The sequence below is a fragment of the Pantoea sp. M_9 genome, from assembly GCF_008631385.1.
GTDB lineage: Bacteria > Pseudomonadota > Gammaproteobacteria > Enterobacterales > Enterobacteriaceae > Pantoea > Pantoea eucrina.
Genome location: NZ_VWUF01000002.1, coordinates 637,798 through 650,056, shown reverse-complemented (window position 1 = coordinate 650,056; position 12,259 = coordinate 637,798). Strand labels below are relative to the sequence as shown.

Genomic DNA, 12,259 nt, shown 5'->3' with positions numbered 1-12,259 from the left:
TGTAGGGGCGGCATTTATGCCGCCCTGGCCGCGTTCGGCACCCAACCCAGGGTCGCATAAATGCGACCCCTACGGGCGTTTCTGTAGGGGCGGCATTTATGCCGCCCTGGCCGCGTCACGCACCGACCCCTGCGGGGCACCAATATCGATTATTTTTTAATCCGGGTGCGGATGCCATCAAGTTCAGCACGGTTGAGCCGATAGAGTGATAAAGGATCGCTGGTGGCCCAGGATGTGGCGCAATTATTGCTCTGATTTGCCAACCTCAGGAGCGCCATCATGGCCACAAAAGCACTTATAACGCGAAAAATGCGTACCCGTACTCAGATGCTGCTGACGGGCGCGGTCACAATTACCCTTGGCTTTGCTATCACCATCGGCGTGCTCAGCTGGCAATCCAGCAGAGAACAGAAGTCGCTGGCGGAAAGCTATCTGCAGCAGATTGCGCAGAGTCAGGCATTGCAGATTCAGCAGGAGCTGAGTTATGCGCGCGATGTTGCGCATAATCTGGGACATAGCCTGATTGCGCTGCCGGCGGCGAGGATCAGCGATCGAAAGGTGGCGGATCAGCTTCTTATCTCTACTCTGCGTGACAATCCCGACTACCTCTCCATCTCTGTAATATTTGAACATAATGCGTTTGATGGCCGCGATGCAGAGTTTGCCAGCCAGCCTGGTGCTGCACCGCAGGGACGCTACGCCTACTTTGTCGATCGCGACAGCAGCGGCAGCTTCAGGCTGCATCCTCTGGCCTCCATGCTGACGCCAGGGCAGGGAGATTACTATCTGCTGCCACAAAAAAGTCGCAAGGATACGCTGATTGAACCTTACAGCTACGCCTATAACGGGGTGCCTGTGCTTCTTACTTCCGTTGCCGCTCCCATTATCAGTCAGGGCAAGCTCTGGGGCGTAGTGACTTCTGATATCTCACTGGCGGCGCTGCAGGCGCGCATCAACAAGATCAGGCCCTGGGAGGGCAGTGGCTATGCGATGCTGCTCTCCAGCGGTGGCAGAGTGGTTTCTTATCCGGACCAGACGCAAACCGCGAAACCCTGGAAAGGGGAAACGCATGCGTTCAGCCGCGCCGTTACTGAACAGCATGACGCCATACTGGGTGAAGCGGCGCTGATAACCTGGCAGCCAGTGACTATCGGCAGTAGCGACCAGCACTGGTACCTGGGCGTTGTTGCACCGGTGAGCAAAGTGATGGCGGCGGCGCATCGCCAGCTGATGCACGCGCTGGTGCTGATGCTCATCAGCATCGTTGCCGTGAGTGTGCTGCTGGGATGGGTATTTAGCAGCAAAGTGCTTAAGCCGATTGGCGGCGAGCCGGCCGAAGCCACGGCTATCGCGCTGGCAGTGGCCGGTGGCAGGCTTAATAATACGATTCCGCTGGCGTCGCAGGATCGCAGCAGCCTGTTTTACGCGCTGCATACGATGCAGACGCAGCTGCGCGATATGGCGAGCCAGATTCAGGACGCCAGCGCGTCAGTGCGGCAAGGCGCGGGCGAAATCGCCAGCGGCAACCTCGATCTTGCATCGCGAACCGAAGAGCAGGCGGCTGCGCTGGAGCAGACCGCGGCCAGTATGGAGCAGATTACCGCTACGGTGAAACACAACGCGGCGAATGCGCATCAGGCAACCACGCTGACAGAAAACGCCACGCATATTGCCAGCCGCGGCGAAACACTGGTGGGTGAAGTGGTGCAGACGATGGCGCAGATAGATAACAGCGCGAAAAAAATCGGCGATATTACGGCCATTATCAACAGCATCGCATTTCAGACGAATATTCTGGCGCTCAACGCGGCGGTGGAAGCTGCACGTGCCGGTGAGCAGGGGCGTGGCTTTGCCGTTGTGGCCTCTGAAGTCCGTAATCTGGCGCAGCGCAGTGCCAGCGCGGTAAAAGAGATTGCTGCGCTGATTGAAGAGTCCGGAGAGCGCGTCAGCAGCGGCGTCGGGCTGGTTCAGCGTGCCGGTAAAACCATGACTGAAATGACGCAGGCGGTAAACTCAGTGCGCAATATTATCGATGAAATTGTTATTGCGTCTGATGAACAGGCACGCGGCATCAGCCAGGTGACCATTGCAGTAAATGAGATGGATAGCGCTACGCAGCAAAATGCGGCGCTGGTTCAGCAAATGTCGGCAGCAGCAAGTTCGCTGGAAGATCAGGCGGCGCAGCTCGCGCACACCGCCGCACGGTTTACATTAAGCTGACTGACGCAGCCCGGCCGCGTGCCGGGCTGCCGTTAGCGCGGCTTGCGCGATGGCATCATGCGCAGCAGCGTATTGTCCCTGAACAGATAGTGATGCGCCAGCGCCGCCAGCGCGTGCAGGCCGATTAACCAGTAACCCAGCGGTACCAGCGTTTCATGCCACTCAATCAGCGTATCGGCCAGGTCGGGATCGGGCGCGGCGCTGACCGGCATCGGAATGCCAAATAGCCACCAGTCGCGGCCAAGCCAGAATCGGGAGAGAATGCCCAGTACCGGCAGGGTAATAAACAGCAGGTAGATCGCCAGATGAGTAAGGTGTGCCAGGCCGGTCTGCCAGTTAGCGGGCTTCGGCACAATAGGCGGCGTGCGATGGCGAAACCGCATCACCAGACGCGACAGCATCAGCAGCAGCACGCAGCTGCCAGCAGAGAAGTGCGTCACCACCATAAAGAGACGCTGCCAGGAGCCGCGCGGCGCCAGGCCGCGAAACTCCATCGTGCAATAAGCGAGAACAATCAAAATAAAGGTCAGCCAGTGAAGCAGAATCTGCGCGGGGGCATATTTTGTGCTCATTATTCCATTCCATTCGGTACGAAGTGGTAGCGCTACAATAGCCGAAAGCCGGATGAAAAAAATGCCCTTTCTGCGTCATTGCTGCCTGAAACTCAGCGTCGTGCGACCTGCTGCGCCTCATTGCCTGACTTACCGGCCGCCGCAAGCTCATTATTGAAATGTGCGGTCAGTACGGAGTAGGTCTCCTCAGCTTTCATACGATAGAGCTGTTCAGAGGGATGGATACAGTCAGGTGACATCAGCGACTGCCACTCTTTCATTTGCAGAATACGCTGATACTGGCGTGCCAGCGGCAGCGACTCGGCGCGCGCCAGTGCGTCCAGCTTCGTGACATAAGGCGCAACGTTCCACTTTTTTGCCCCGCCACAAATCGGGTGCGGCTCCTGTAACACCACCTGTTTACCCTCTTCACGGGCAATCGCGATCAGCTCCGTCATCACTTTAGTATATTGATCCGGGCTGACGATATATTTCGCTTCGGTATCTTTGAAATGAAAGTGTCGCGCATCGTTAGTTGCGAAGTTCAGCAGGATTATTTTAGCGGGGGAACGCTGCATCTCTTCACGCCAGCTTTTATTCTTTTTATAAAAGTATTTCGGGTGCAGCAAATCCATTGCCTGCGCTGAGGCCGCGCCCTTATTCACTACGCGGATGCCCGGACCATATTTTTCGCCAAGCCATTTATTTATCAGGGCAATCTCATTGTCTTTAATGTTGATGTTATGTTGCTTGCCGTTCTCTCTGACTGCCATTGCGCCCAGCGTACTTGAACCACCGTAAGCTTCGATAATAAAGTTATTACTGGTATCAGGCGTCTCTGCCCATGCAGTATTTTGCAGGACAAATCCGGTAACCAATAATGAAGCAAAACGAATCAGTGAATAAGGCATAACAAATTTCCCGTCTGGTGAGGCTCAATAATATTTAATGGATCGGATAATTAAAGCGTGAAATGTAACCATAACAGCTGTGATGCAGGTCATACAATCTTAAAGCATCCGGGAAAAAGCAAAATCAGGTTAATTCTTAAACCCTGGTAATCACGCTGAGAAATCATCTGCTTAATCATAAGGATGTACAAAGTACCTGCAGAATAGGGTGGACCTGATTTTCGGAGGGGAGGAGTGGCCTTTTTTGCCGCTTCAGGATAACCATGCTAAACATTTTTATAATTTTTCGGCTGTCAGGTTCTAATGCCGGAAAAGCGCTCACGCCAGCATGGCTGCGATTATACGCCAGGAAATTTGCTTGCCAGCGCGGCACCCAGCTTGTTCAAAGCATTAACTCCCTAACACTTTCAAACAGATAACGCTGCTTTACTGAACAGGTCCGTAAAAAAGTTACAACTTTTACACAATAGCGAAATTCCTAATCGTTAGTCACAGGAATGTATACAGAATTTTCTGGTATTACCCTGTCCATGATTCCCCTATATTCCGCTCACTATCCCTATCAAGGTATGCGATGTGAAAACACAATCCTTTTTGTCCAGCCGAAATATCGGTCTGGACCTGCTGCGTGCCGGGCTAATTCTGGAAGGTGTCTTGTTACATGCCTCAAGAAGTTTGCCCGGCGAGAATCCCTGGTATTATACGGCGCAGCGCGATCCTGCTGAGATATTTACTGCGCTGTTGAGCATGTTTCATACCTTCAGGATGGAAGTCTTTTTCTTTTTATCAGGGATGTTTTCCGCCCTCATTATTCTCCGTAAAGGACAGCAGTTTTTTAACGAGAACCGTCGCAAGCGCGTATTTATTCCGCTTGTTTCAGCCTATCTGTTTATTCCGCCGCTGATGTATTTTATCTCCGGACAGATAAATGATCGCCCTTACTCGGCGGAAGGCTGGCTGAACAGCTACACCATGATGCACCACCTGTGGTTTCTGGTATCGCTGAGCATTATGTCGCTGGTCGTACCCGGCAGTTTTTATCAGTGGAGCGCGCGCCAGCTGGGCAAACTCTCACTGCCTGCGCTTATCGCGCTATTAGTTGTGCTGGGTAACGCCTGTTTTGTGCTGAAATTCCTGGTAAAAGGGCGAGGCGAATTTATCGAGCTGATCCCGATTACGGCGCGCTTCCTGGTCTACTATACGGCGGGTTATGCGCTCTATATCAATCGCGAGAAGATTGCGCATTACGCAAGCAGTAAGCTGATGAATAACTGGCTGATCGCCGCGCTGGTGGCTGCCGTCTGGGCGGGCTGCTACTACGTTGCGCATAATCATATCGGCGGCGTGGTGAAGTATGTGCCGGTGATGATGGGCAGCGTGCTTTCCGCGATGCTCTCTTACTGGATGGTGTTCACCTTCGAAAAAATCCAGGTTAAAGAGAATCGCATACTGACCGCTATCGTAGATTCCGCACTGATCATCTATCTGCTGCACTATCCGGTGGTGATTGCATTCTCCTGGCTTATTGATGACTGGCTGCCTGCCAACTTTGCCGTTCTGTATGTGCTGATTGACTGTGCTATCGGCATCGGCCTGAGCGCCGTCTGCTACTGGTTTATCAAGCGTTCACGCGTTGCCTCTTTCATGTTTGGCCTGAAGCCAAAAGCGAAGAAGGTGCCGGTGCCGCTCGAAGCCCGCATGTAATCCATTTCGCCCGTCAGCACATCTGCTGGCGGGCGCTGCTTTATATCGCCCTGAACCCGATTATTCTGACGGATACCGCAAATCCCCGGTCACAATCTGGTAAATGCCTCTCTGAATGTCTACACCTTTTCTGCAATACCACGGCGCCTGCGGATGAGCCGCTGCCTGGTTCGCCCGTCTCGTCGCCAGCGTGGCGATGGGGTATTTCAGGAGTCCGATATGCATCATTCCCGTTTTACGCCCCTGGCGCTTGCCGGCGCCATTGCTGCCACTCTCGTTGCCTCTGCGCCTGCTTACGCCTGGGATAGCCTGACTGTATTTGGCGATAGCCTGAGCGATGGCGGCAATGTCGGTCGCTTTACATATGATGGTGCGCAGCATCCCCTGTATGACGAAATTCTGGCAGCAGACGCTGGCCTGTCACTGCGTCCTTCATCGCAGGGCGGGAGTAACTATGCTCAGGGTGGCGCCGTGACCGTTCCGGCGCTTAACCCGGCGTTTAATACGCAGGATCAGCTTGCGCGCTGGCTGCAGCGTAACAACGGCCGCGCGGAGCGCAATGGCCTCTATATTTACTGGGCAGGCGCCAATGACATTGCGGCGGCGGTACTGGCAAATCCACTGACTGCGCCACAGACCGTTGCTGCCAGCGCCAGCGCGGCGGCGGCACAGGTCAGAACACTGCTGGATGCAGGTGCCGGTACGGTAATCGTGCCGAATGTGCCGCAGCTCGGCACAACCCCGCTGATGATTGAGACGGTGCTGCAGCTGACAGGCCCCCTGGGAGATTCAGCGCTGCAGGCGGCGTTTCAGTCGCTGAACGCAACGCCTGTGCTGAGTCAGGCTGCCCGCGAGCAGGTAATTCAGACCGCATTCAGCCGCGCGGCGGGAGAAGTCTCTGCGATCCCTGCCGTACGCGATGCGCTGGCGCAGCAGCTATTCGCGCTCTGGCAGGTGCTGAGTGAGCAGGTGACGGCACTCTCTGATGGATTTAACCAGCAGGAGGAAGCGGGGCTGGCTGCGCTCAAAGGCAATATCGTGCGTGCTGATATCGCTGGCCTGCTCAGCGAAGTGATCGCTGACCCCGCGCGGTATGGTTTGAGCAACACCATCGGTATGGCCTGCCCGCCAGGCACGTCCGCCGCCCAGTGTACCTCCGCCACGCCAGGCTTCAGCGAGGCGCAGCGCTTTCTGTTTGCTGACCGGCTGCACCCTTCACCGGCGGTACATGCGATGATTGCCGATTATATCCGTTCGATTCTCGATGCACCGGCGCTGGTCTCATCGCTCACCGCAGCGCCGGCAGGCGCGGCCCGTGATATGCAAAATACGCTGGAGGGGCATCTGCAGCAGCAGCGTCAGCAGGCGCAGAGTGCCGGTGAGTTCAGCCTGTTTGGTGGCTACGCCGGGCAGCATGCTGACTATCGCCGCAGCGATCTGCTCACGGGTGATGCCACGCAGGCCAGCCTGACGCTGGGTATGGGGTATCAGCTGACTGATAGCTGGCAGGCGGGTCTGCTGCTGTCACGCAGCGACCAGCGCCAGCATCCCGACGATCGTTACTCATTTAAGATGCGCGGCAATCTGGTGGCGCTTTACAGCCAGCTTACGCTGTCTGAGCAGGGCTGGATCAACGCAGACGTGCACTATGGCGATCTCAGTTATGACGCTATCGAGCGCCGTATTCCAATCGGGCCGGCCACCCGTACAGAACAGGGAAGCAGCAGCGGTAAACTGCTGGGTTTTCGCGTGCAGAGCGGCTGGGACTTCCCGCTAACCGCACATCTCTCTACCGGTCCGGTTGTGCGCTATGCGCTCGATTACGCGCGCGCCGGTGGCTACCGTGAAAACGGAGAGAGCAGCACCGCAATGCGTTTTTTCGATCAGACCCGGCATACCCAGACCGGCGCAGCCGGCTGGCGTATCGACACCGCGCGGTGGCCCGTCAATCCCTGGGCGGAGATCAGCTACAACCGCCAGTTTGGTGACGCTGAGAGCAGCGTGCGTGGTGGACTGAAATCAACGCGCACGGCGTTTACCCGCACGGTGAGCAATGGCGATGATAGCTGGCTGGAGGCGGCAGCGGGTGCATCGGTGCCGCTGACTGACGCCGTCAGCGCGTTTACCGGCGTTTCTGCGATCGGCGGTAACAGCGATCGGCGGCAGATAACATGGAATATAGGCATTAATGCCGCGTTTTAATCGGTGAGATTGCCGGCTGCTGCAGATATCCGCTCACGCGGATGCGGGTGGTCGGTACAGCCCGGTGAATAACAGGTATAATCCGGCAGATTAGCCAACAGATTCAGGATCGGACATGACCAAACTTACTCTTCAGGAGCAGATGCTCAAAGCCGGATTAGTCTCCAGCAAAAAAATGGAAAAGGTGCAGCGCACGGCCAAAAAGTCACGCGTGCAGGCGCGCGAAGCGAAACAGGCCGTTGAAGAGAATAAAAAAGCGCAGCTTGCGCGTGATAAGCAGCTTAATGACCAGCAGCGTCAGGCAGTACTGGAAAAAGAGTATAAGGCGCAGGTAAAGCAGCTCATTGAGATGAACCGCATCACCATTGGCCGGGGTGATATCGATTTTAATTTCACCGACAACAATCTGATCAAAAAAATTACCGTTGATAAAACGACGCAGACGCAGCTTATCAACGGACGTCTGGCCATTGCCCGGCTGGTTACAGAGAAAAGCGACTACGCCATTATTCCGGCCAGCGTGGCGGATAAAATTGCGCAGCGCGACGCCAGCGCGATTGTGCTGAACAGCGCGCTGAGTCAGGAAGCGCAGGATGAGGACGATCCGTACGCTGATTTTAAAGTGCCGGATGATCTGATGTGGTAAGCGATCTGGCGTTCAGAACGGGGCCGGCAGCTGCAGATGCAGTGGCTGCTGGCTGACCGGGTGAACAAACCGGATCGCACTGGCGTGCAGCATCAGACGCGGCGCCTCTTCTGTTCCCGGCAACTGCCGGCCACCATAAAAGTCGCAGCCCAGAATCGGGTAACCCAGCAGCTGGCAGTGCAGACGCAGCTGATGGGTACGTCCGGTTTCGGGCATCAGCATCACCCGCGTCAGCGGCGGCCCTTCAGGCGGGCAAATGCGTGCAGTCACCTGATAACGCGAGCGCGCCGGTTTACCTTTCACCGGGCAGACTGACATCAGCGGAAAGTGCGCGGGATCCTTTGCAATCGGCGCATCTATCACGCCTTCGTCATCGGGCAGATGACCGCACAATAGTGCGGTATAGGTTTTTTCCACGCGGCGCGTACTGAACTGCGCGGAGAGCGCAGCGTTAATGGCTTTGTTCCGGGCGATGATCATCAAACCGGATGTGCCAAAGTCGAGCCGGTGCACCAGCGAACAGCCGGGATAGCGCTGCAGCAGCCGGTAATGCACCGAATCGCTATTCTGCGGGTTCTTACCGGAGAGGCTCAGCAGACCGGCGGGCTTACCTATCACCAGCAGGTGCTCATCCTGACAGACTACCGCGATCTGTTCATGGCACGGCGGTGCAATAAACGCGTCAAAATCAGCAGACATAGCGCATCCAAATCGGGCTAACGGGCGCTGATGATAGCGGATTGATGCGGGTCAGTCGCGGCTTTTCCAGCGATCCTGCAGATAGCGCACGGCCTCCTGCGTCTGCGGCTGCGACAGATACCCTTCCCGGAAGAGAATGGTGCCATCCACATCCGGCAGCGACTCATTCAGCTCAATCTGCTTTTGCAGTTCGGGGACTCCATTCTGACGCGTCCAGTCGGGCTCCATTTTAGAGGCCACGCCCACTTTATAGAGCGCAACGCCAATGTAGAGCTGCACCGGCGTCGGACGGACCACGTCTGCCCACCAGCGGGTCAGCACGTCATAGCGCGCTGCTGCGCGGGCAAACGGCCAGTATAGCTGCGGCGCGATATAATCCAGCAGACCACGCTGAACCCAGAGGCGCGTATCGGCGTAGGCCTCGTCGTAAGCGGCCGCCCCGCGCGTATCGGAACCCGCCGGGTCGTGAGAGAGATTGCGCCATACTCCAGCCGGGCTGACGCCGAACGCCACGCCGGGCCGCACTTTTTTAATCGTGCGTGAAACCTGCTCAATCAGCTGTAGCGTGTTATTGCGCCGCCAGTCAGCTTTAGAGGTAAATCCGGCGCCATATTGCCGAAAAGTCGCGCTGTCATTCAGAGGAGAGGCCGCGGTTTCCGTGTAAAAATAGTCGTCAAACTGCACGCCATCCACGGCGTAGTGCGAAACAACTTCAGCCATGATGCTGGTGATCCAGTCGCGAGCGGCGGGAATACCCGGGTCCAGTACCAGCCGGTCGCTGGCAGTGCGGATCCAGTCAGGATGCAGCACATAGACGCTGGCGGGTTGCTGCGCCAGCGTACGCTGTAATTCTCGCAGGGTGCCGGGTTTGACGTTAGTCGAGACGCGATAGGGGTTAAACCAGGCGTGCACTTTTATGCCACGCTGATGGGCTTCTTTCAGCAGAAACGCCAGCGGATCGTAGCCGGGATACTCACCGATATGGCCGGTCAGCGTATCGGACCACGGCAGGATCTTTGAGGACCAGAGGGCGGTACCGTCAGGCTTGACCTGGAAAAACACCGTGTTGATTCCGAGCTGTTTTAACTGGTCCAGTTTTGCGATGAGCGACGCCTGCTGCAGACGCACACGCTCTGCAGGTGCAGCCGTCACCGATGTCACCGGCGGCCAGTCGAGGCGCGAAACGGTGGTGAGCCATACGCCGCGCATCGGCACGCGCCGGGCGTCCGGAGTAGGCGTTACCGGCGGCTTCGCCGCGGACGGCAGCGGCAGCGGCGTCACCAGCGACCTCGGTGGAGTGCCGGCACAGCCTGCCAGTAGCAGCGCCAGCGCGGCGGTGCGCAGCAGCGCTGTCAGATGAAAACGCGATAAACAGGCTATGGTAAACTCCCTTTATAAACGGCTAAAACTGGCGCTGCCATTGTCAGGGCATGCGGCAGAAAGTCAACCTTAACGGGTGGTGCAGTGTCGCCATCTACACGCGGGAATAAAAATATGCAATATGAAGATCTCTATCGCCGCATCGGACAGATTATTTACAGCTGCGGACCTGAGAACGCACGTCAGCTGACGGTACAGGCTGAGCTGTTTGCTGATGAGGAGGGGGGACAGTATCAGTTTAACTATCTGGATGAGCAGGGCGAACCTGACTGGTTTGAACCTGATGCGCGTGCCGTAGGCGACCTGACGGAAGCACTGAAAGCGTTTCAGCACTATTTCATCGAGCATGAGCTGTCACCGGGCCAGCCCGTCTGGACGCACTGCGTGGTGAAAATTGATGTGCCGGAGTCAGCCATCAGCATTGACGTGTACTGAAACCGGGCATCCCTGCCCGGCACTGTAACTCAGGAACGAACGGCGACCATTCTGGCGTGGCGGCGTGCCGCGCGTTTGCGGTGTACCAGCCGGCTGGCAGCCAGCACCAGCAGCGTCAGAATAGCGGTTGCAATGATCTCCGGGCGATGCTGCTGATTAAACAGCATGGAGCCCAGCACGCCGATGATAAACACAATGGTTGCCCAGGTGAGTCCCGGGAAGAGCCACATGCGGTAGCTCAGGACTTCACCACGCGCCTCGCGCTTTTTACGCAGCACCAGGTGAGAAGCTGCAATAACCAGATAGACCAGCAGCGCAATGGCTCCGGAGCTGGCCAGCAGGAACTCAAAAACGGCGCTGGGGGCCACGTAGTTGGCAAATACCGCCAGAAACGCCGCTGCGGTTGAGAGCAATACCGCGACCCACGGCGTACCGCTGCGCGTGGTGCGTGATGCGGCCGCGGGGGCATCCTGACGGCGCGACAGCGAAAACAGCATACGCGAGGCGGTATAGAGCGCAGAGTTCAGGCAGCTGCAGACGGCAATCAGTACCACAATATCGACAATCAGACGCGCGTGCGGGATGTTCATCATCTCCATAGCGGTCTGATAAGAACCATTTTTCATCAGCGCCGGACTGTTCCACGGCACCAGCGAAATCACCAGGAAAATCGACAGCAGATAAAACAGCGCGATACGCCAGATCACGGAGTTGGTCGCCTGGGTGATCTGCTTTTTCGGTTCACGCGACTCCGCCGCGGCAATGGTGACAATTTCCGTGCCCATGAAAGAGAACATGGTGGTCAGAATAGCCGCCAGTACGGCGCTGACACCGTTTGGCATAAAGCCTTTGGTATCCCAGAGATGTGAGATCCCCTGCGTGTTGCTGCCGGGCAGCAGGCCAAATACTGCCAGGCTACCGGCCACCAGGAAGCCGACGATCGCCACTACCTTCAGCAGGGCAAACCAGAACTCAAACTCGCCATAGTTTTTCACGCTGAACAGATTGCTGACGGTCAGAAACGCCGTAATCGCCAGGGTATATTCCCAGACGTCCACCTGCGGAAACCAGCCGTGCAGAATAGTGCCGGCGGCGTTAGCTTCAAGCGGGATCACCAGCACCCAGAACCACCAGTAGAGCCAGCCGATGGTAAAACCGGCCCAGCGCCCCAGCGATTTATCAGCATAGGTGGAAAAAGAGCCGGAATCAGGCGAGGCGACGGCCATTTCAGCCAGCATGCGCATAATCAGCACCACCAGCGTACCGGCGGCAATATAGGCGAGCAGCACTGCCGGTCCCGCTTCGGCGATGGCGTGACCGGATCCGACAAACAGGCCGGCCCCGATAACGCCGGCAATAGATAGCATCCTCACGTGGCGCGGCTTCAGGCCTGGTGCCAGTACGTCGGCATTCTGAGCAGTCATAGTTTTTTCTCCGAATCGTCTCTCAGGCGACGCATAGCGCCGCCTGGCGTGAAGGTGGACAAGTCAGGCCTGCAGCGGACAGGCCTG

Annotated in this window: 10 protein-coding genes; 5 read left to right on the top strand and 5 right to left on the bottom strand. The window is 56.8% G+C overall.

Features of this window, described 5'->3' with window-relative positions; all coding sequences use genetic code 11:
* The first annotated feature begins 279 nt into the window (after positions 1–279).
* Positions 280–2,220 (top strand): methyl-accepting chemotaxis protein, encoded by a 1,941-nt coding sequence (locus F3I15_RS06815; RefSeq protein WP_150017174.1) that lies wholly within the window; start codon positions 280–282, stop codon positions 2,218–2,220.
* A 32-nt stretch (positions 2,221–2,252) separates the two neighbouring features.
* On the opposite strand, the gene cybB is transcribed toward F3I15_RS06815, so the two are convergent.
* On the bottom strand, positions 2,253–2,792 hold the full coding sequence (gene cybB / locus F3I15_RS06810) for a cytochrome b561 (protein ID WP_150017173.1): 540 nt from the start codon (positions 2,790–2,792) through the stop codon (positions 2,253–2,255).
* 92 nt (positions 2,793–2,884) lie between these two features.
* Positions 2,885–3,682 (bottom strand): SGNH/GDSL hydrolase family protein, encoded by a 798-nt coding sequence (locus F3I15_RS06805; protein WP_150017172.1) that lies wholly within the window; start codon positions 3,680–3,682, stop codon positions 2,885–2,887.
* Positions 3,683–4,258: 576 nt separating this feature from the next.
* On the opposite strand from F3I15_RS06805, the gene F3I15_RS06800 reads away from it, so the two are divergent.
* The 3 genes from F3I15_RS06800 to F3I15_RS06790 all read left to right on the top strand — a co-directional run bounded on the left by F3I15_RS06800 (position 4,259) and on the right by F3I15_RS06790 (position 8,234).
* Positions 4,259–5,386: an acyltransferase family protein gene (locus tag F3I15_RS06800; protein WP_150017171.1), complete on the top strand. Its 1,128-nt coding sequence runs from the start codon at positions 4,259–4,261 to the stop codon at positions 5,384–5,386.
* Positions 5,387–5,605: 219 nt separating this feature from the next.
* Positions 5,606–7,588, top strand: coding sequence for an autotransporter outer membrane beta-barrel domain-containing protein (locus F3I15_RS06795; protein ID WP_150017170.1), 1,983 nt, complete (start codon positions 5,606–5,608; stop codon positions 7,586–7,588).
* Positions 7,589–7,703: 115 nt separating this feature from the next.
* A complete protein-coding gene (locus F3I15_RS06790) occupies positions 7,704–8,234 on the top strand; it encodes a DUF2058 domain-containing protein (protein WP_150017169.1) in 531 nt (176 codons plus the stop codon).
* A 12-nt stretch (positions 8,235–8,246) separates the two neighbouring features.
* Here F3I15_RS06790 and F3I15_RS06785 read toward each other — a convergent pair whose 3' ends face one another.
* Together F3I15_RS06785 and F3I15_RS06780 are read right to left on the bottom strand one after the other, a co-directional pair.
* Positions 8,247–8,933 carry an RluA family pseudouridine synthase gene (locus tag F3I15_RS06785; RefSeq protein ID WP_150017168.1) on the bottom strand — a complete coding sequence of 229 codons (687 nt, stop codon included), beginning with the start codon at positions 8,931–8,933 and terminating at the stop codon, positions 8,247–8,249.
* A 51-nt stretch (positions 8,934–8,984) separates the two neighbouring features.
* Complete coding sequence (locus F3I15_RS06780) at positions 8,985–10,313, bottom strand: glycoside hydrolase family 10 protein (RefSeq protein WP_304621816.1); 1,329 nt, start codon at positions 10,311–10,313, stop codon at positions 8,985–8,987.
* A gap of 114 nt (positions 10,314–10,427) precedes the next feature.
* Between F3I15_RS06780 and F3I15_RS06775 the strand changes: the two genes are divergently transcribed.
* Positions 10,428–10,748 carry a hypothetical protein gene (locus tag F3I15_RS06775; RefSeq protein WP_150017166.1) on the top strand — a complete coding sequence of 107 codons (321 nt, stop codon included), beginning with the start codon at positions 10,428–10,430 and terminating at the stop codon, positions 10,746–10,748.
* A 29-nt stretch (positions 10,749–10,777) separates the two neighbouring features.
* Here the strand turns inward: F3I15_RS06775 and gabP are convergent, their stop codons facing one another.
* Positions 10,778–12,172: a GABA permease gene (gene gabP, locus F3I15_RS06770; protein WP_150017165.1), complete on the bottom strand. Its 1,395-nt coding sequence runs from the start codon at positions 12,170–12,172 to the stop codon at positions 10,778–10,780.
* Between the last annotated feature and the right edge of the window lie 87 nt (positions 12,173–12,259).